This is a genomic window from Pradoshia sp. D12, from assembly GCF_008935075.1.
Lineage (GTDB): Bacteria > Bacillota > Bacilli > Bacillales > Pradoshiaceae > Pradoshia.
The window spans coordinates 2,937,351-2,957,778 of sequence record NZ_CP044545.1; the positions used below are offsets into that span (position 1 = coordinate 2,937,351).

The following is a 20,428-nucleotide window of genomic DNA, read 5'->3' on the forward strand; positions in this document are numbered from 1 at the left end:
TGCCAAAATGATTAGATTCAAAAAGAAGGGGGGCAAATCCTTTGCCCCGTTTTTTATTTGTTAACCAAATCTTTTACCAGTTCAAGTGCTGCTTCTAAATCAGCAGGGTTCTTACCGCCGGCCTGAGCCATATCAGGACGTCCACCTCCGCCACCACCGCAGCGTGCCGCTACCTCTTTAATGATTTTACCGGCATGGTATCCTTGGTCTATTAAATCTTTTGTAACTGCAGCAATTAAGTTTACTTTTTCTCCTTGCGCACTTCCAAGGACAATGATGGAGGACCCTAGCTTTTGCTTTAAGTCATCAGCCATATTTCTTAAATTATTCATATCCTGAGCCTCTACCTTCGCTGATAAAACCGTTACACCATTAATTGTTTCAGCTTTGGATTGAATATTTCCTGCCTCGATATTGGAAAGCTTGGCTGCTAATGATTCATTTTCTTTTTGTGCGTCTTTTAATTCGCCTAATAGGGAGTCAATTTTAACAGGCAAATCTTTTGGATTAGCTTTAACTTTAGCTGCTGCTTGGCGAAGAACACCAATTTGTTCTTTTAATTGAAGATACGCAGATTCGCCCGTTACTGCTTCAATCCTTCTGGTACCAGCCCCTATTCCACCTTCAGAGACAATTTTGAACAGCCCGATAGCAGAAGTATTAGGAACGTGGCAGCCACCGCAGAGCTCAAGGCTATAATCTCCCACTTGGACAACACGTACGATATCGCCATATTTTTCACCGAATAGAGCCATTGCCCCCATTGCTTTTGCTTCTTCAATCTGTTTATTTTCAATCGTTACATCAATACTCTTCCAAATTTTATCATTCACGATTTGCTCAACCTGTTCTAGCTCTTCTTCTGTAACTTGTCCAAAATGAGAAAAGTCAAAACGAAGTCGGTCCGGTCTTACTAAAGAACCCGCTTGGTTGACATGCGTGCCCAGTACATCCTTTAATGCTTGATGCAGTAAATGAGTTGCCGTATGGTTTTTAATGATTTTACGGCGATTTGCTTCATCTACAACCGCTTTCCCATACGCACCTTCCTTCAGTAATCCATATTCTACGATAACTGTATGCAGGTTTTGGCCATTTGGAGCTTTTTGAACATCCTTCACGAATACTCGTAGGTCTTCAGATTCAAAGAATCCTTTGTCCGCAATTTGTCCGCCGCTTTCAGCATAGAAAGGTGTTTGGTCAAAAATGATTTGAACTTCTTCTCCCGCCATGGCATCGTCCGCTTTTTCACCATTTTTAATGATTACTTCCACTGTTGCCGGGCATTCAAGGGTTTCATATCCAACAAATTTACTTTGTACTTTTATGTCACCTAAAATACCGCTTTGTACTTGCATGGAGTCTACATCCTGGCGAGCAGCACGTGCACGTGTCCGCTGAGCTTCCATCTCTCTTTCGAAACCTTTACGGTCGATTTTCATGCCTTCATCTTCAGCATACTCTTCTGTTAATTCAACTGGGAATCCATAGGTATCATAGAGACGGAATACATCAAATCCGTTTACTATATCGCTGCCCCTTTTCTTCTCAGCCTCAATAACTTCCGCAAGTATAGCTAACCCGTCATGAAGAGTTTCATGAAAACGCTCCTCTTCATTACGAACAACCTTCGCTATGAAGTCCTGTTTCTGTTTAACTTCTGGATAATAATCTACCATGATATCCGCCACAACTGGAACCAATTCATACATAAATGGCTTATTGATACCAATTTTCTTAGCAAAACGAACAGCTCTGCGCAGCAATCTGCGTAAAACATATCCGCGTCCTTCATTGGAAGGAAGTGCTCCATCACCTATTGCAAACGCAACCGTACGGATATGGTCAGCAATAACACGAAATGCTACATCTTTATCCGCACTTGTTCTATATTGTTGACCTGAAATTTCTTCAGTTTTATGGATAATCGGCAGGAATAAATCCGTATCAAAGTTCGTGTCACCATTTTGGAAAATGGATGCCATCCGCTCTAATCCCATCCCTGTATCAATATTTTTCTTCGGTAATTCAGGATACTCACTGCGCGGTATTTCTGGATTTGCATTAAATTGAGACAATACGATATTCCAGATCTCAATATAACGATCATTTTCGATATCTTCTTCAATTAAACGAATGCCGATATCTTCAGGATCAAATTTTGTACCGCGGTCAAAGAAAATTTCAGTATCAGGTCCGGATGGGCCTTCACCAATTTCCCAGAAATTGTCCTCAAGCGGAATTAAGTGACTATCCGGTACGCCTAAGCTTTTCCATACCTTAAGGGTATCAGTATCTGCTGGATAGTATGTGATATAAAGCTTGTCTTTTGGCATAGCAAACCAGCGTTCATCTGTTAATAGCTCCCAGCCCCATTTGATTGCTTCCTCTCTGAAATATTCTCCAATAGAGAAGTTACCCAGCATTTCAAAGAAAGTATGGTGTCGAGCTGTTTTTCCAACATTTTCAATATCGTTTGTTCTAATCGATTTTTGGGCATTCGTAATCCTTGGATTTTCAGGAATAACTCGTCCATCAAAATATTTTTTTAATGTTGCAACTCCGGAATTAATCCATAACAGTGTCGGATCTTCCACCGGTACTAACGATGCACTCGGTTCAATTCTGTGACCTTTTTCCTGAAAGAAATCTAAAAACATTTGGCGAATTTCTGCCCCAGTCATGTACTTCATAAGATTGAATCCTCCTTTTTTATACACAAAAAAGCCCTCATCCCTAAAAACAGGGACGAGAGCTTGACTCGCGGTACCACCCTGATTACGAAACATCTAAAAAGTTTCGTCACCTCAGAAACCTTAACGCGGTTTAAACGGCGGGTTTTTGCCCGCACTCCGGACTAGCTTTCTGTCTCTCTTCTTCCAAAGTCTCTTTCAGCCATGGAGACTTCTCTCTTTCATGTAAATAGGATTTACATTCGGAAGGGCTTAAACATACTCGGTCCATCAACATATTTCAATATATTCCGTTATAAGTTGGATTATAGTCATAAGTGTTTTCTTTGTCAATGTTTCAGGAATTGTTTAAGGGTTATTCCTTAATATTTTACTATGAGTAATAGCAACCTTCAAAAAGGCTAAAATAGGGACAGCAAGAATCAGGCCTAGTATTCCGCTAATCTCACCACCGACAAGCAAAGCAAAAATGATAATAAGCGGGTGCAGCTTTAACGTTTTCCCCATGATAATTGGTGAAAGGACATTCCCCTCCAGAAATTGAATCACAATAATGATAATGGCCACCTTGATGACCATGCCCGTTGACATAGTGATCGCTACGAGCAATGCCGGAACCGCTCCAATCAGAGGTCCGAAATAGGGAATAATATTCGTTACCCCAATAAAAAGGCTCAGCAATAAAGGATACTTCATACCAAATAACCAGAAAAGTATAGCGGCAAAGGATCCCACAATCGTACAGACCAAGAGCTGTCCGCGAAGATATCCGCCCAAAGAATGGTCGATATCCTTCAAGAACTTTTTCGTTGTGTCTCTGCTTTTTTTAGGAAATAATCTTAAACCAAAATCAATAATCTTTTCAGCATCCTTCAGTAAATAAAAGGATATGAGAGGGATGAGTAACACAAAGATGAAAAAATCCGACAGCCCACTTAGCGCTTCTATTAATACAGTTATAGAAGAACTCAGTTTCATTTCTATAGAGCTGATGATTTGCTCCAAACGATCATGCAGACCAAACGGCCAGCTTGAGGTTTGTGAATGAAAACGAGCTATGTAACCTCGATATAACTCTGCCATTTCTGGTGCTCTTTCTGCAACATCAATCATTTGGTTAATGAATACTGGAATTCCTTTATACAATCCATAGCCGACTGCCCCAAAAAACACCAGATAAATCAAACCGATTGCCAAACCTCTATGCAAACCTTTCTGATGAACTTTTTCCACCAGGGGATGAAGGAGGTAACTAATAAGAGCGGCTCCAATAAATGGTGATAATGCAGTTAGAAAAACCTGTATAACAGGAAACCATATTGGTCTGAGCAAGTAAAACACAAATAATACGATAAATAATAATAATAGAAATCCAAGTCGATAAAACCACTTTATCTGTATGTTCAAAAATCCCACCTCTGTACTATTTTCTTTATGTTAAAAGAAAATATGTATGGGGATTCTGCAGGCATACACTAAAAAAGGTTTAAAAGGCAGAGAATCTACCTTTTAAACCCTTAACTTCCAATCAAAATGACTTCATGATTGTTCGTTTAATCTTTCTCATATTACGGCCGGATAGCATTCCATTATTGGACATACTCCGATAGATCGCCATTCCCGCTCCTAAGGTTATTAACGACGAAACCATTTTATTCATAGCAACTCACCTCATAATTTAGGAAGTACGAATCAAAGACTCATCTGTCGGTCTTCTTCGCTAAACAAATCATCTAAAGAACTTAACACTCCATCCTCTTCCACCTGATGGACATGCATAATTCCTTTTTGGATAGATAATTCCACAAAACAATTCCAGCAATAATATTGATTCACGCCAATCTTGCCGATATCTTTGCTGGAGCAATTCGGACATTTCATAGCAATCACCTCATAAAAAAATATCTCTGTAATTGCCAGTTTGTCCATTGTATGCAGAATTCATTCAGCTTAAAGACCGACATTTGTATTTTAACCGCGTATCATAAAATCATAAGGCGTAATGTTTTCCATCCCAATCATTGGATCTGTTTGGAATATTTTTTGCTCATACGTCAAGCCGTCTTCATTGGAACTTTCATTTTCAGTAACTGGATTTTCAGGTTTGGAGATAAGTTCCTTATCACGGAACCCTTCCTGCAGTTTTTCAAGTAGAGTTGTTCGCCGTTCCTCCTCACCACTGCGACCGACGCCGTATCGTAAGGCTTCCTCTTCACCGCATACAATCAGGAACTGTTTGCTCCTTGTTATAGCCGTGTAAATTAAGTTCCTCCTTAGCATGCGGTGATAGCTCTTAACAACTGGCAATATGACGATTGGGAATTCACTTCCCTGGGATTTATGAATGGAACAACAATAAGCATGAGTTATTTGATTGAGCTCCTGGCGTGTATACTTCGCTTCAATGCCATCAAATGAAACAAAAATCTGATCCTGCTTATCTTCATTTTCCTTTGCATAGATAATCGCAATAATTTCACCCATATCACCATTGTAAATCCCATTTTCAGGCTGATTCACTAATTGGAGAACCTTATCTCCAACCCGATAAACCACATCCCCAAAAGTCAATTCCCTTTTCTTCTTATCGCGATTATCATTAAGAATGCCCTGCAGGAGGACATTGAGGGAATCAATTCCGGCACTCCCTCTGTACATTGGAGCCAAAACCTGAATATCACGGGCTGGGAACCCTTTTTGGCGGGCATTGGTTACAACCTGCCTAATCACATCTGCTACTTGATTAGTGGAACAAGAGAAAAATGAACGATCGCCCTGCGGTTTCCGAATATCTGGCGGCAGCTGTCCGTTTTTTATCGCATGCGCGAGCTGAATAATGGAAGAACCATCTTCCTGTCTGAATATCGATTCCAGACGGGTTACAGGAATAACGGAAGAGGCAAGTAAATCCTTCAATACCTGACCTGGTCCAACTGAAGGCAACTGATCCTCATCACCAACGAGGATGACTTGCATATCATTCGGCAATGCTTTAAAAAGCTGATTGGCCAGCCAAATGTCTACCATAGACATCTCATCTACAATTAAAAGCCTTCCGCTGATTGGATTATCTTCATCACGCTGAACATCCGACCCATTCCAGCCCAATAAACGGTGGATAGTTACGGCGGGAAGCCCTGTGGATTCCTTCATCCTTTTTGCCGCGCGTCCTGTTGGAGCTGCTAAAACAAATGGAAATGGATTTTCATTATTATAATCTTTTGGATTAAGGGACAAACCATGTAATTCTGAATATAATTCAACGATTCCTTTAATAACGGTTGTTTTACCGGTACCAGGACCTCCTGTCAGGATCAGCATCGGAGAATGTAAGGCTTTAAAGATTGCATCCTTTTGCTCCTCAGCGTACTCCATCCCAATTCGCTCTTCTAGTTTGCCTAGCTCCAATAAAAATTCAGATTCAGGAAATTGATCGGCATATGAGTCCTGAGACATAATCCGTTTAATATTCGTTACAATCCCTTTTTCAGAAAAGTAGAGGGACGGCATATAAAACCTTTTCTCTTCTCCAATGATTTTTCCCTCTTCACCGAGTTGGATAAGTGATTCCGTAATTTGCTCAAAAGTGATGGTCACATTTTGATTTTGTTCCAAGAGAGTTTTTACGCTGATCAACAGTTCCTCAGCCTCGGTATACGAATGCCCGTCCTGTACACAAGATCTGTCAAGTGTATAGAGAATCGCTGCCTTAATCCTGGATGGATGGCTTCCTCCAATGCCGAGCTGCAGTCCGATTTCATCTGCGCGAGTAAATCCAATTCCCTCAATCGTTTCGACTAGCTGGTATGGATTTTGCTCAATGATGGAAATCGTGTCCTCTTTATAAGCCTGATAAATTTTCATCGACAGCTGAGGTCCAAACCCCAGGCTGGATAAATTAATCATGATTTGCTCCAGGCCCTGATTGGCTGCCAGAGTATCATACAATTGCTTTGCCTTTTCACCGCTTAGCTTAGGAATTTGATCGAGCAATGATGGATTCGCTAAAATTTTGGAGATTGCCTTTTCGCCAAGTTTTTCGACAATCGATTCTGCAATCTTTTTACCAATCCCTTTAAAAAGAGATCCGGATAAATAAGCAATCACACCCTCCTTTGATTCAGGAACTTCACGCTGGAAGGTATCTACATGAAATTGAATCCCAAAACGGGGATGTTCTTTCATTTTCCCATAAAACGTGTATATTTCTTCCTCATGAATAGGGGGGAAATACCCGGTAATAACAGCTTCTTTTTCATCGTAATTCAAATTCGTTTCTTTCACTCTGATTCGTACAACCGAGTATAAATTTTGTTCATTATGAAAAATGGTAACCAAATGTGTTCCTTTGATGAAAGGTTTGTCATTGTCGGAGAAGACGAACGACTCTTGTTCCACAAGAAGCACCTCCCGTTTATAACAGTTCTTTCATTTGTTTTAACCCATTCAAAGCAAGGATGTGATCAGGCTGGATTTCAACCGCTTTTTCAAAATAAGCGATTGCTTTATCTGCATCTTCCTTAATCCCACCGTAGGCCACACCCAGGTTAAAATACGCATCTGCATGTGACTCATCAATTTCAAGCGTCTTATTCCATGCATCAATCGCCATATCATACATTTCAGCACCTGCCAAAGCCAGTCCATAATGGAACTGAGCTTCTGCATCCGACGGATTTAATTCAACACTTCTTTGGAAATAAGGTAATGCCAGCTTCGGCTGGTCTAAATGAAGCAGACATAATCCCAGCATAAACATCACATCTGCTGTTTCAATTCCTTTTTTGATAGCCAGCTCAAACTGATCCTTCGCCTTCACTAAATCATCGAGCTCATAATAAATGCTGCCCAATCCATAATAGGCAGTCGCAGCTTCCGGATCCAGTTCAATAGCTCTTTCAAAAAATTTAATCGCACGTTGATTGTCGTTCATCGATGCCAATACATTGCCGAAATTGATAAACCCTACTGGGTCATTTGGATTTTCTTCAATCATTTCGGTGAATACTTTTGCAGCATCCTCCCATTTTCCTTGTTCCATATATTGAATACCTAATTTATTTTTATCCATACTATTCACTCCTACATTCCTAACTGAATGGAAATAGTATACCACAAAGTGATAGTCCGTTGTCCCAGAGACAAGCATCTGGGCTAGCAGCGCGCCATCATTTATAAGTTATAGTAAATCCCACCAGTTTACCTTCCTATTTATGACTAGGTTACTCTCTTAATCATATAGATTAAAATATTACACTTTTTGTTAAAATTCTTTGATTTTAGGGTAGAAGTATATCTATGGGAGTGAGAGATATGAAGAAACTACACTATGCAGCTGGACTTTTACTAATAATCGGACTGATTTATATCGGATATACCTTCTTTTTAGATGAAAAGATAAAAGCCGATCAGGAACATGTCATTATGGCTTTAGGTGATTCCTTAACCTATGGGGTGGGCGATCGCCATGAGGAAGGCTATGTCGGTCAGCTTGAAAAAATTTCAGAAAGCGAATCCTCAAATAAAAATTATAAAATCAATAATTATGGAATTCCGGGTCAGGAGTCAGAGGGAGTTATCAAACAATTAGCGAATCCTACAATAAGTGAGAAAGTGAATGAAGCTGACTATATTATCTTATTTATAGGCACTAATGATTTGCGTACAAGTTTGGGCGGTGATTTTCAAACCATCAATCAAGCCGCTATAAAGAAAGGGAAAAAAGATTATCTTGATAATGTAGATGACATTTTGAAAAGCATTCGCATGGTTGACCATGATGTCCCCTTTATTGTTGTTGGATTATATAATCCATTTCCTAATGACGACCGCCTTGACGAAATTCTAGATGACTGGAATCACGATCTAAAAGAAACGGTCAGTAACTACTCATCTATCACCTTCGTACCAACAGATGATTTGTTTCAGGATAAAACAAAAAAAGACTATTTCAGTGATAGCCTCCATTTAAATGACAAGGGATATCGCCTGATTGCTAATCGAATCAGCGAAGAAATATAGAAGGCTATGGAGCTTAATCCATAGCCTTTCTTTTTTCATAGTATCTTAAGAAGCCCTTAACAATTTCATTTACGACAATGGTTCCAATTGTACAGAAGAAGATTAGGATCCATTCCCTTAAGCCTATCGGTTCAATCTTGAGTAATTTGGCAAAAGGTTCGATATAAACAACTGCCAATTGTAACAAGATGACACCTATGACAGACCAATTTAAATATTTATTGCTAAACACATCTGTTTTCCAGATTGGTTTACGTAAATGCCTGACATTATATACTTGCATGTAGCTAATAAAGGTTAGTGCCATAAAGGCAACCGTTTGTCCGACTCTCAGTTCATGGTCTGTAAGCTGATTAAATTGTAAATCGAATATGGAATCAATTCCAGCAGCCCATTTCAATCCAATTAGGAAGGCTAAGAGAGAAGCGATACCAATCAACAAACCATTTAAAATCAAAAAGATGACTGAATCCCTCGTGAAAATCCCTTCTTTTTTAGGCCTTGGTTTATCCAGCATAACATCCTTATTCTTATCTACACCAAGCGCAAAGGCTGGAATAGAATCACCAACTAAATTCAGCCATAAAATATGGACGGTCAAAAGCGGTGTCGGCCAGCCAAGCAAGATGGCAAAAAAGAGCACTAGCACTTCACCAAAGTTACTTGTAACAAGGAAAAGCACAGATTTTCGTATATTAGCAAAAATATTTCTACCCTCTTCAACCGCTTTTATAATCGTGGTGAAATTATCATCCATTAAAACCATATCAGAGGCACCCTTGGCAACATCTGTGCCAGTTTGTCCCATAGCAACCCCAATATCAGCTGTTTTTAAGGAAGGAGCATCATTAACACCATCACCGGTCATTGAAACAATATGCCCGTTTTCTTTGAAGGCCTGAACGATTTGGACTTTATGCTCCGGTGATACCCGGGCGAATACACGAGTATCGACTGCTGCTTCCTTCAATTCTTCAGGTGTCATTTGATTCAATTCGGCACCCGTGATAACTTTATCGGATTCCGTTATCCCTAAACGGTGCGCAATCGCAATCGCTGTTTGCGGATGATCACCTGTAATCATCGTTACTTCAATTCCTGAACGATGAGCTCTTTCAATTTGAAGTTTTGCCTCCGGTCGAGGCGGATCCATCAAGCCTACCATTCCAAAAAACGTCAAACCATTCTCTATTTCTTCTTCATTCAGTTCAGAAATCGCTTCGGCCGAAACTCTTTTTCCCGCCAAAGCCATTACACGAAGAGCGCGGTTGGACATCTGCATCACAGCTTGATTAATTTCAGTTATGTATTCCGGCGTCATTTTTACTATTTCGCTATCTAGTTGAATAGTGGTTATTCTCTCTAGCAGGATATCTACTGCACCTTTTGTCAGTACAATGTATCCATCGCCATCTTTATGTATGGTAGTCATCCTTTTTCTCGTTGAATCGAACGGAATTTCGGCTACACGCGGAAATTCTTTATCTAAATCAGACTTTGTGTAACCATTCACATGTGCTGCTTTAACAAAAGCCACTTCTGTCGGGTCGCCGGTTTCTTCCGGTTCATAAGTGGCATCCGAGCATAATGCCAATTGATTAATCAACCTTTGGTCATCCGCAGAATATGGTACATCTTCCTCTATAACTTTTAAATTAACATAACGCTCAACGACACTCATTTTGTTCAAAGTCAGTGTTCCTGTTTTATCTGAACAAATCATGCTAACCGAACCCAAAGTTTCAACTGCCGGAATTCTTCGTATAATTGCCTTTTGCTTAATGAGACGCCTTACCCCAAGCGTTAAAACAATTATGACCATTGTCGATAAACTCTCAGGTATAGCCGAAACAGCAAGGCTTGTGGAAATCATAAACATTTCTCCAGGATTTCGTCCCTGCATTAATCCTACAATGAACATAACGACACAAACGATAATGGCACAATAACTTAATTTTTTCCCGAGCTGATCAAGATTTTTCTGTAAAGGAGTTTTGCTGGATTCAGTGCTGTGAAGCATTTCAGCTATTTTCCCCACCTCTGTATTCAACCCGGTTGCAGCCACAATTCCAATCCCTCGGCCATTTGTAACTTGAGTAGACATGAATGCCATATTAAGATAATCACCAAGTGGCTGATCAGGATTTTCCAATATCCAATTCTCGTCCTTATCTACTGGAAGGCTCTCACCCGTTAAAGCAGATTCTTCAATTTTCAAGGAATGAGATTGAATGATACGAATATCAGCTGGTACTGTCCTTCCTGCTTCAAGTAAGACGCAGTCACCAGGTACGAGCAAGGCTGCATCTATTTCCCTGACATTTCCTTCTCTTTTTACCAAAGCTTTCGGTGCTGCTAATTTTTTTAGTTCGTCCAATGCATTTTCTGCCTTTTTCTCTTGGACAACACCAATAATGGTGTTGATAATAATGACAAATGTAATAATTAAACCGTCGCTCACTTCACCCACTATAAATGAAAATATAGCGGCAACCATCAATATGTAGTTAAGTGTGTTATGTAATTGTAGAGCAATCATTTTTAACAATGAATTTTTTTGCTCCACTCCGAGTTCATTTTTTCCATAGTCTTTTAATCTTGCTTCTGCTTCTTTTTCCGTTATCCCCCTTTCTCCATCCGTTTCAAATACTTCTAATACCTCTTTTTTGGAAAGTGAATAATCGTACTTCTTCACACCCATCTTCATCACCTGCATATGTATATTTTAAAGAACGTAAATAGCCTGTTTCTCTACGAAACAGACTATCCACATTCAATTGGCTATTTTATTTACCCAACATAATCAAGTTTTAAACCTTTTTTATAAACTTTATCGATGGTACCTCCACCCAAGCAAACTTCACCATCATAAAATACTGCAGCTTGCCCAGGAGTTACCGCTCTGATTGGCTCAGCAAAAATTACTTCTGCCTGATTGTCATCCAATACTTTCACTGTTACCTTATTATCTGCCTGGCGATATCTGAATTTAGCTGTACACTCAAAAGTATCACCTGGTTTCCTTTCAGAAATCCAGTTCATTTTGTCAGCGATAATAGAATCAGAATAGAGGCTATCATGGTGAAAACCTTGCTCTACTAATAGAACATTGTTTTCTAAATCTTTCCCAACCGCAAACCACGGTTCACCGCTTCCGCCAATTCCAAGTCCATGACGCTGTCCCAATGTATAATACATAAGGCCGTCATGCTTACCCTTCAGTTCGCCACTCATCGTTCTCATCTCACCAGGTTTAGCCGGCAAATATTGCCCAAGAAATTCCTTAAAGTTACGCTCGCCGATAAAACAAATACCAGTGGAATCCTTTTTAGTAGCCGTTGGCAGGCCAGCCTCCAAGGCAATTTCTCTAATTTTCGGCTTATCATACTCACCGATTGGAAACATAACCTTGCTTAATTGCTCCTGAGTTAATTGGTTTAGAAAATAAGTTTGATCCTTATTATTATCCAACCCTCTTAGCATTTTATATTCTCCGTCTTGGTAAGCCACACGCGCATAATGGCCTGTGGCCAAATAATCTGCACCTAGATCCATGGCATGCTCAAGGAATGCCTTAAATTTAATTTCTTTATTACACATCACATCGGGATTTGGTGTACGTCCCGCTTTATATTCCTCAAGGAAATAGGAAAACACTTTATCCCAATACTGTTTTTCAAAATTAACTGCATAGTAGGGAATTCCAATATGATTGCAGACACGAATGACATCTTCATAGTCCTCCGTAGCTGTACAAACACCATTTTCATCTGTATCGTCCCAGTTTTTCATGAATATACCTACAACGTCATAGCCCTGCTCTTTTAAAAGATAAGCTGCAACAGAAGAATCCACTCCACCGGACATTCCGACAACGACTCTAGTTTCCGCCGGGGATTTCATTATACACTTCACCTCATACCTATTTACTTCACTAATCGATTTATCACATTTACAGCTATCTTCGCTGCTTTTTCTACTTCTTGTTCCGTATTGCCCTGCCCAAAGCTGAAGCGAATTGAATTCTTTGTACGCTCTGAATCTTTTCCAAACATCGAGACAAGAACATGCGATGGTTCAATCGATCCAGCCGTACAGGCAGAACCACTTGAAACAGCCACCCCTGCCAAATCCATATTGACTAAGAAAGCCTCAACACTCGTTCCTGGAAAACTAATATTCAATACATGCGGCAGTGAATCATCCAGCTTTCCATTGATGGAATAATTAATACCTGCTTCGTCAAATACATGGAGCATTATTTCTTTAAAGACTCTATAATGCTTCGCTTTCTCCTCACGTGTGTGTGACATCAGCTCAGCCGCCTTTGCAAAGCCTGCTGCCCCAGGCACGTTTTCAGTACCTGCCCGGCGTTTTCTTTCCTGCTCACCACCAAGCAGCAATGGCTTAAATGGTACGCCTTTTCGCGCATATAAGAAGCCAATACCTTTCGGACCATTAATTTTATGTGCAGACACACTTAAGAAATCCACAGCTAAATCATGAACCGATATAGGAATGATTCCATAAGCCTGTACCGCATCTGTATGGAATAATGCCTGATGGTCAGCCAAAAGCCTGCCAATTTCCTGAATAGGCTGAATGGTGCCCACTTCATTATTTCCGAACATGATCGTCACTAAAATCGTATCATCTCGTAATGCTTCCCTCACGGAACTTACAGTTACCTGTCCTTCTTCATTGACCGGCAAATACGTAACCTCGTATCCCTCTTTTTCAAGAGCCTGGCATGTATGCAATACGGCATGATGTTCAATTTCTGACGTAATTATATGTTTGCCTTTATTCTTCATAGCTTGTACACTGCTATAGATTGCAGCATTATCTGCTTCTGTACCACCGCTCGTGAAGATAATTTCATCTATTTGTGCACCAATACTTTCTGCCAACACTCTTCTTGCATCATCAATAAGCTTTCTCGATTCTCTTCCGAATTGGTGAATGCTTGATGGATTCCCGTAAGTCTTCTTCATAACCTCCGTCATGACATCAATAACTTCTGGATGCATAGGCGTTGTCGCTGCATGATCCATATAAACCCGTTCCATGGCCTATACCTCCTTTGCCTAAACAAAATTACTTTATATTAAATGTAGAACATATATGATTGAGTGGAGTCGTCCTCTTCTTCATAGGATGCCAAGTCTTCCAAAGTTGTATTATCCAAGACATCCTTTACAGCATCTCTGATTTTAATCCACAATTGCCGTTTAACAGGTTCTTCATCCTCAATACCTTCAACCGGTGTAATTGGGCCTTCAAGCACCTTGATCACATCACCTGCTGTAATTTCATGTGGATCTTTCGTTAGTTTATAGCCGCCATAGGCACCCCTGATACTTTTTACAAGTCCAGCATTACGCAAGGGGGTCACCAATTGTTCCAAATAGTGTTCGGACAAATTATTTGATTGTGCTATTGATTTTAGGGAAGTAGGACCTTCTCCATGTTTCTTAGCTAAATCAATCATAATGGTAAGTCCGTATCTTCCTTTGGTAGATATTTTCATTGCTTAGCACCTCAGCCTTACATTTAGTCTACAAAAGTATACCATACATTAAATCATTGCCTATTTTCAATGACTCAGTACAATTCTTCTTAATTTTTTATTTTCTATTTAATCATAGTAAAAAAAACCAGTTTCGACTACAGGAAATCTCATGAAAGGATAAAATTCGAGAGCTCTTACGCAAAAACGAAAATATAGGAATGTGAACCGTTTATCGATATAATGAAAGCATCATGAAGCTTATTTGTGGAGGTTAGTTAGTTGAATACTGAACCACTTGCATTTCGAATGCGACCTAAGAACTTAGATGAAATTATTGGCCAGAACGAAATCATCGGCAAACAAACCAGTTTATATAAAATGATTAAAAACGGGCATGTCCCTTCTATGTTATTATACGGGGAACCTGGCATTGGTAAAACATCTATTGCTTATGCAATTGCAGGAACCACCAAGATACCGTTTATTGCTTTAAATGCAACAACAGCCGGGAAAAAGGATATCGAAGCAGTTGTTGATGAAACACGTCTGACCGGTCAGGTTATCCTCTTTCTAGATGAGATTCACCGATTCAATAAAGCTCAACAGGATTATCTTCTTCCGCATGTAGAGCGAGGCGATATCATATTAATCGGAGCCACAACGGAAAATCCATTCCATGATGTCAATCCAGCTATTCGGAGCCGCTGCGGCCAAATCAAGCAGCTTACACGACTATCTGTTGAAGAAACCATCACACTGCTCCAAAGAGCCCTTTCTGATGAAAAAAATGGTCTGGGAAAAATGGATATCCGTATTACTGAGGAACAAATAAAAAAAATTGCCCTTCACTCAAATGGAGATGCAAGAAAATCGTTAACACTGTTGGAATCAACGGTTTACTCATCAACCAGGGATGAGGATACGTATATCATAGAAGATGAAGTCATTGACGATTTAGGCGGGAATGTAGGAGTTTATGGAGATAAAAAAGGCTCAAACTTCTATAACCTGTTATCCGCCCTGCAAAAAAGCATAAGAGGAAGCGACGTTCATGCTTCTTTATATTATTTAGCTCACCTTCTTGAGGTTGGTGATCTGGTTGCAGTCAATCGAAGACTTTTAGTGATTGCTTATGAAGATATCGGACTGGCAAATCCATCAGTTGGAAATAATGTGTTGGCAGCTGTTACCGCCAGTGAACGCCTCGGTCTTCCCGAAGCGCGTATCCCGCTTTCAGTGGCTGTGGTGGAAATGTGTCTATCCTCCAAATCAAATTCTGCTTATAAGGCATTGGATCAAGCCATTTCGGATATTCGAAGCGGCAAAGTCGGGGATATCCCTAAGCATTTACGTGATGCCCATTATTCAGGCTCAAAGGATCTCGGGCATGTTGGTTATAAATACCCGCATGACTACCCTATTGGCACATTCGGTGGCTGGGTCAAACAAGATTATCTCCCAGGCAACTTAAAGGGAACAAAATACTATGATCCGATTGAATCCGGCGAGGAGAAACGATTAGCCGCTATATATGAAAGACTGGAACAGTTTAAAAATAAGCAGTAAAAAAGATTGGCTTTTTTTAGCCAATCTTTTTTTCACGCAGGTGACGATTCACCCATAACGTTAATCATTCACTCGTTTGATTTTAATTTCCTTCAATGCTTCTCTTACTACCCAGCTGGCTGCAATCAATCCGGCCGTAGATGGTACAAACGCATTGGATGAAGGCGGGAATTTAGCCTTACGAATATCTGCATCCTGGTTGCCCACCACTTTTGTCACTTCATCAAAAGGCACAATTGGGCTCTCATCGGAGAAAATGACTGGAATCCCTTTTCGAATGCCTTCTTTCTTTAATTTTGTACGGATCACTTTAGCTAATGGATCTGTATGTGTTTTCGATATATCCGCGATTTGAAAGCGCGTTGGATCCATCTTATTGGCTGCGCCCATACTTGAGATGATAGGAATATTCCTTATTAAACATTCTTTCATCAAGTGAATTTTATAAATAATGGTATCAGAGGCATCGATTACATAATCCGGTTTATAGGCGAAGAAATCCTGATATGTTTCCTCCGTGTAGAACATTTTTAAAGCAATTACTTCGCAATCTGGATTGATGTCAAAAATACGCTTTTTCATAGCATCTACTTTTTGCTCTCCAACAGTGGACAATAACGCATGAATTTGTCTATTCACGTTTGTTATATCTATATCGTCCTTATCTACCAAGATTAACGTGCCCACCCCGGATCGCGCTAAAGCTTCCACAGCAAAAGAACCTACTCCGCCAATACCGAGAATCGCCACAGTTGTATTTTTTAATATTTCCAAGCCATCTTTCCCGACAGCCAATTCATTACGTGAGAATTGATGCAACATGAATAGCTCCACTCCAATTTCATTTTGTTAGTAAATGTAATTACCTATTTTTATTTTCTTAAACATTTCTGTTCATCTATACGCTAACTCTTTAATTGTATTTTAAACGAAAGCATTTATTGATGTAAAATACGGTTCAGCTGATTCAGCAGCAGGCCACGATTATCTACCAATCCGTTTACTTGCTATTCTTTCGCTTAGACAATTGAGATAAACCATTGATTAACAGCCACTGCAGTAATGTATCGTTCTAAAATTATGTACCTTTTCTTCATTAGCTGTTCCGTCGTTTCGATTTATGATACCATACTTTCCTACTAGGAATAAAAGGATATATTTCTCATCGATAAAAATAAAAAACTCATTGCAGCAGGTGCAATGAGTTATAACAATTCTTCATAAGTATAGACGCCCCAAATTGTGCCGTTTGATGCCTAGTGCTTTGGCCCGCCCTCGGCAGGTGGGTGTCCTGTTCCACTTTGTTGCAAGTCCTTCACGAAAAAGGCATTTGCGCAAGCGGTAAACTCCGGACTCCCGTTAAAAGAAATGTTCGGTCAAAACAAAAAGGATGCATAACGTACACTTCAGGACGTCTATTAATTGATTTAATCATATCAAAAGCAGGCTACTTTTTCAAGCCCGATTCCGTTTTTGAGACCTTTAGACTAAGCTCTTTAAGCTGGCTTTCAGATACTTCACTCGGTGCATCTGTCAACAGGCAGCTCGCGCTTGCAGTCTTAGGAAATGCAATCGTATCACGTAAGTTAGAACGGCCGGAAAGCAACATGACTAAACGATCCAATCCCAAGGCAATTCCACCATGTGGTGGAGTACCATATTCAAAGGCTTCCATTAAGAAACCAAATTGCTCGTTAGCCTCTTCTGGTGTGAATCCGAGGACCTCAAACATTTTTTCCTGAATAGCACGTTCAAAGATACGTAAGCTTCCTCCACCCAATTCATAACCATTTAACACAAGGTCGTAAGCAATGGCTTTTACCTCACCTGGGTTTTCATCAAGCAAAGGAATTTGTTCTCTAACAGGCATTGTGAATGGGTGATGTGCTGCATAATATCTGCCATCTTCTTCTTTATATTCAAGAAGCGGCCAGTCAGTTACCCATAAGAAATTAAATTTACTTTCATCAATTAGGTTTAATTCTTTTCCTAATTTATTTCGTAAATTACCCAATGCGTCTGCGACTACGGATTTCTTATCAGCAACAAAGAGCAGCAAGTCTCCAGCTTCAGCACCAGTAACCTCGATTAAACCTTTTCCGTCTTCATCCTGGAAGAATTTTGCGATTGGTCCTTTTAGACCTTCTTCCTCCATCTTCATCCATGCAAGCCCTTTTGCACCGTAGCGGGCAGCAAATTCACCCAATGCATCAATATCTTTTCTGGAGTAATTAGAAGCAGCACCTTTTACATTCAATGCCTTAACCTGTCCGCCGGATTCCACTACACCTGTGAAGACTTTAAAGCCTGAATCTTTAACGATATTGCTAACGTCAATTAATTCCATCGCAAAACGAGTATCAGGTTTATCAATACCATATCGGCTCATCGCTTCATCATACGTCATTCTCGGTAATGGTAAAGAAAGCTCGATTCCTTTGACTTCCTTCATCACTTTTGCCATCATGCGTTCAGTCAAATCTTGAATATCTTCCTGGCTCATAAAGCTAGTTTCAATATCGATTTGTGTAAATTCAGGCTGACGGTCTGCGCGCAAGTCCTCATCACGGAAACAGCGTGCTACTTGATAATAGCGTTCGATTCCGGAAACCATCAATAATTGCTTAAAGATTTGCGGTGATTGTGGCAATGCATAAAATTCACCTTCATGCACACGGCTTGGTACCAAGTAATCACGCGCACCTTCTGGAGTACTCTTAGTTAAAATAGGTGTCTCAATATCAAGGAAGCCTTCTCCATCTAAGAAGTCACGGATTGCTTTAGTCGCTTTATGTCTCATTTTAAACGTTTCGAACATAACCGGACGACGAAGATCTAAATATCGGTAAGATAAACGAAGGTCCTCAGATACTTCTTCGTTATCTGTAATCGCAAATGGAGGTGTTTTGGATTCATTGATAATGATTACCTCTTCTGCCTGAACTTCAATACTACCTGTTTTAAGGTTTTTGTTTATCGTTCCCTCTTCACGCGCTACCACTTTTCCCCGTACGCTTAATACATATTCACTTCTGATTTTTTCAGCTAGACCTAGGGCTTCAGGTGATAAATCTGGGTTAAATACAACTTGGACAATGCCTGTACGGTCTCTTAAATCGATAAAAATCAACCCGCCAAGGTCACGTCTTTTTTGGACCCACCCTTTGACAGTGATTTCTTCTCCGATTGCTGTTACCGGTACTTCTCCGCAAAAATATGTTCTTCCGTACACTGTAATTCCTCCTATTATCTTCCCAGTTTAGTTTTTAATTCTGTTACTAACTCAGCGAGCCCCACTTGCTGTTGCTCACCGGTTTGCATATCTTTTAAAGAAATTTTATTTTCTTTCAGCTCATCTTCTCCAAGTACAGCCACGATTTTGGCATTTACACGATCCGCCGCCTTAAATTGGCCTTTTGCTTTGCGATCGGAATAATCCTTTTCAGCTGAAATTCCGTTGCTGCGCAACTCATCTACCAGTTTCACAGAGTAATCCTTTGCTTCGTCGCCAAGTGAAACAATAAAACAATCTACACTTTTTTCAATCGGAAGCTCAATATTTTCGACTTCAAGTGCAGATAGCAATCTTTCAATACTTAAAGCAAATCCAATCCCAGGGGTTTCAGGACCGCCCACCTCTTGAACAAGTCCGTTATAACGGCCGCCTCCACAAAGAGTAGTAATTGCCCCAAATCCTTCAGAATCGAGCATGATTTCAAAAGCTGTATGATTGTAATAATCAAGTCCGCGAACCAAGCCTGGATCCACAACATAAGCAATTCCGATCGCATCCAAGTACGCTTTTACTTTGTTAAAATACTCGGTAGACTCTTCATTTAAGTAATCGATAATGGACGGTGCGCCAGACATTAATTCATGATTACGGTCCTCTTTGCAATCTAGTATTCGTAATGGGTTACGTTCTAAGCGATTTTTACAATTTGGACAGAATTCCTCAATCCGGGGCTTAAAGTGCGCAATCAAAGCTTCTCTGTGTTTTGCACGGCTTTCCTTGTCTCCAAGACTGTTGATCACTAGCTTCAGATTCTTTAACCCTAACTTTTTATATATATTCATGGCTAATGAAATTACTTCTGCATCAATTGCCGGATCGGAACTCCCTAAAGCTTCCACACCAAACTGTACAAATTGTCTGAAACGCCCTGCCTGTGGACGCTCGTATCGGAACATAGGCCCAATATAGAACAACTTAACAGGTTGAATAGCATTCCCATACATTTTATTTCCCACAAAGGAACGAACTACCGCTGCCGTACCTTCCGGACGCAAAGTTAAACTGCGGTTTCCCTTATCCGTAAATGTATACATTTCTTTTTGTACAATGTCTGTTGTATCTCCCACACCTTTTTCAAATAACTCGGTACTTTCAAAAATTGGTGTACGTATTTCTTGATACTGATACACTGAGCAAATTTCTTTTGCTACGTTTTCGATATACTGCCACTTTTCTGATTGACCAGGAAGGATATCCTGGGTTCCCCTTGGTATTTGAACGGCCATATCAAAATTCCTCCTTAAAATGCAATCTATAACCATTTCCAATTGGCACGGCTTGGTAATTTTAGGTAAAATAAAAACAACTCCCAGTCCCATGCATATGCAAGGGACGGGAGTT

At 40.1% G+C, this 20,428-nt stretch carries 15 protein-coding genes, 1 other RNA gene and 1 other annotated feature (1 of these 17 running past the window's edge); of the genes, 2 read left to right on the forward strand and 14 right to left on the reverse strand.

The genetic code is table 11. The annotated features are described in order from the left end of the window. Nucleotides 1-53 precede the first annotated feature (53 nt). The 6 genes from alaS to F7984_RS14150 all read right to left on the reverse strand — a co-directional run bounded on the left by alaS (nt 54) and on the right by F7984_RS14150 (nt 7,764). Complete coding sequence (alaS, locus tag F7984_RS14125; protein WP_066105403.1) at nt 54-2,693, reverse strand: alanine--tRNA ligase; 2,640 nt, start codon at nt 2,691-2,693, stop codon at nt 54-56. A gap of 348 nt (nt 2,694-3,041) precedes the next feature. After that, nucleotides 3,042-4,109, reverse strand: a complete 1,068-nt coding sequence (locus tag F7984_RS14130; RefSeq protein ID WP_306821560.1) for an AI-2E family transporter — start codon at nt 4,107-4,109, stop codon at nt 3,042-3,044. Between the two features lie 112 nt (nt 4,110-4,221). Then, entirely contained in the window at nt 4,222-4,353 is a 132-nt protein-coding gene (locus tag F7984_RS14135) for a YrzQ family protein (protein ID WP_077248072.1), read from the reverse strand. Nucleotides 4,354-4,385: 32 nt separating this feature from the next. Then, on the reverse strand, nt 4,386-4,574 hold the full coding sequence (locus F7984_RS14140) for a hypothetical protein (protein WP_066105409.1): 189 nt from the start codon (nt 4,572-4,574) through the stop codon (nt 4,386-4,388). Between the two features lie 90 nt (nt 4,575-4,664). Next, a complete protein-coding gene (locus F7984_RS14145; protein ID WP_225983612.1) occupies nt 4,665-7,091 on the reverse strand; it encodes an SF1B family DNA helicase RecD2 in 2,427 nt (808 codons plus the stop codon). Between the two features lie 16 nt (nt 7,092-7,107). Next, entirely contained in the window at nt 7,108-7,764 is a 657-nt protein-coding gene (locus F7984_RS14150; RefSeq protein WP_140461987.1) for a tetratricopeptide repeat protein, read from the reverse strand. 242 nt (nt 7,765-8,006) lie between these two features. Between F7984_RS14150 and F7984_RS14155 the strand changes: the two genes are divergently transcribed. Beyond that, a complete protein-coding gene (locus tag F7984_RS14155; protein ID WP_175354277.1) occupies nt 8,007-8,714 on the forward strand; it encodes a DUF459 domain-containing protein in 708 nt (235 codons plus the stop codon). A gap of 13 nt (nt 8,715-8,727) precedes the next feature. Here F7984_RS14155 and F7984_RS14160 read toward each other — a convergent pair whose 3' ends face one another. The 4 genes from F7984_RS14160 to cymR form a co-directional block, all read right to left on the reverse strand. Further along, nucleotides 8,728-11,430 carry a cation-translocating P-type ATPase gene (locus tag F7984_RS14160; RefSeq protein ID WP_225983613.1) on the reverse strand — a complete coding sequence of 901 codons (2,703 nt, stop codon included), beginning with the start codon at nt 11,428-11,430 and terminating at the stop codon, nt 8,728-8,730. A 74-nt stretch (nt 11,431-11,504) separates the two neighbouring features. Further along, nucleotides 11,505-12,620 (reverse strand): tRNA 2-thiouridine(34) synthase MnmA, encoded by a 1,116-nt coding sequence (mnmA, locus tag F7984_RS14165; protein ID WP_066105682.1) that lies wholly within the window; start codon nt 12,618-12,620, stop codon nt 11,505-11,507. A 20-nt stretch (nt 12,621-12,640) separates the two neighbouring features. Continuing rightward, nucleotides 12,641-13,783, reverse strand: a complete 1,143-nt coding sequence (locus F7984_RS14170) for a cysteine desulfurase family protein (protein WP_140461986.1) — start codon at nt 13,781-13,783, stop codon at nt 12,641-12,643. Between the two features lie 38 nt (nt 13,784-13,821). Continuing rightward, the gene (gene cymR, locus F7984_RS14175; RefSeq protein ID WP_140461985.1) at nt 13,822-14,244 is read right to left on the reverse strand and encodes a cysteine metabolism transcriptional regulator CymR; all 423 of its coding nucleotides are present in this window, start codon (nt 14,242-14,244) and stop codon (nt 13,822-13,824) included. Between the two features lie 261 nt (nt 14,245-14,505). On the opposite strand from cymR, the gene F7984_RS14180 reads away from it, so the two are divergent. Beyond that, complete coding sequence (locus F7984_RS14180; protein WP_140461984.1) at nt 14,506-15,792, forward strand: replication-associated recombination protein A; 1,287 nt, start codon at nt 14,506-14,508, stop codon at nt 15,790-15,792. 60 nt (nt 15,793-15,852) lie between these two features. Here F7984_RS14180 and F7984_RS14185 read toward each other — a convergent pair whose 3' ends face one another. The 4 genes from F7984_RS14185 to hisS all read right to left on the reverse strand — a co-directional run bounded on the left by F7984_RS14185 (nt 15,853) and on the right by hisS (nt 20,313). Next, the gene (locus tag F7984_RS14185) at nt 15,853-16,614 is read right to left on the reverse strand and encodes a tRNA threonylcarbamoyladenosine dehydratase (RefSeq protein WP_066105431.1); all 762 of its coding nucleotides are present in this window, start codon (nt 16,612-16,614) and stop codon (nt 15,853-15,855) included. Between the two features lie 406 nt (nt 16,615-17,020). Beyond that, nucleotides 17,021-17,208, reverse strand: a non-coding RNA gene (gene ssrS / locus F7984_RS14190) — 6S RNA. A 31-nt stretch (nt 17,209-17,239) separates the two neighbouring features. Further along, complete coding sequence (aspS, locus tag F7984_RS14195) at nt 17,240-19,024, reverse strand: aspartate--tRNA ligase (RefSeq protein ID WP_140461983.1); 1,785 nt, start codon at nt 19,022-19,024, stop codon at nt 17,240-17,242. Between the two features lie 14 nt (nt 19,025-19,038). After that, nucleotides 19,039-20,313 carry a histidine--tRNA ligase gene (gene hisS / locus F7984_RS14200; RefSeq protein ID WP_140461982.1) on the reverse strand — a complete coding sequence of 425 codons (1,275 nt, stop codon included), beginning with the start codon at nt 20,311-20,313 and terminating at the stop codon, nt 19,039-19,041. 99 nt (nt 20,314-20,412) lie between these two features. Continuing rightward, nucleotides 20,413-20,428: a binding site (T-box leader), on the reverse strand (it continues 218 nt past the right edge of the window).